The sequence below is a fragment of the Streptomyces sparsogenes subsp. cuspidosporus genome, assembly GCF_039532705.1.
In the GTDB taxonomy this organism is placed as follows: domain Bacteria; phylum Actinomycetota; class Actinomycetes; order Streptomycetales; family Streptomycetaceae; genus Streptomyces; species Streptomyces sparsogenes.
On record NZ_BAAASD010000149.1, the window covers coordinates 1 to 640 of the forward strand.

The 640-nt window shown below is 66.7% G+C and carries 1 protein-coding gene; it reads right to left on the bottom strand.

The genetic code is table 11. The annotated features are described in order from the left end of the window. Nucleotides 1–565 (bottom strand): site-specific integrase (locus ABFY07_RS42795; RefSeq protein ID WP_346179626.1); only part of this gene is annotated, 565 nt, incomplete at its 3' end. Between the last annotated feature and the right edge of the window lie 75 nt (nucleotides 566–640).

Consider the following 640-nt stretch of genomic DNA (forward strand, 5'->3'; position numbering starts at 1 on the left):
GCAGCCAGGCGGGCCAGTGTGGATGGCTATCGGCGGTGGGGTCGGCTTGGGTCAGTGCGGTGTCGATGGCGTCTACGGCGTCGTGGGCGGCTTGCTGGGTGAGGTGGCTGTAGAGGTTGGCGGTGGTGGAGAGGGTGGAGTGTCGCAGGGTTTTGGAGACGACGGTGAGTGGGGTGCCCGCGGTGATGGAGAGGGTGGCGGCGAGGTGTCGCAGGTCGTGCAGGGTGATGCGGGGGACTCCGGCTTCTTTGGCCCGTCGGCGGAAGCGGTCCAGGACGGTCTGAGGCCGTAGCGGGTGGCTGTCGGGGCGGCAGAAGACCAGTCCGGTGAACGGATCGTCGGAGCGGTTGGCCAATGCTGACTGCGGTGCGTCGGCTGCGCGGCGTGTGAGAGCGGCTGCCACGCGCGGGGAGATGGCGATCCAGTCTTTGCTGCTGCGGGTTTTGGGTGAGGTGATGACCAGGCGGGCGTTGTTGATGGCCGAGAGGGTGTAACGGACGTGCAGCACGCCTTGGTTGAGGTGGACATCGTGCCAGTGGAGGGCGAGCGCTTCCCCTTTGCGCATGCCAGTACCGATGAGAAGTTCACACAGATCCGCGATGAGTGGGTCGGCGTGGTGGCAGTAGCGCAGGAAGCGGGC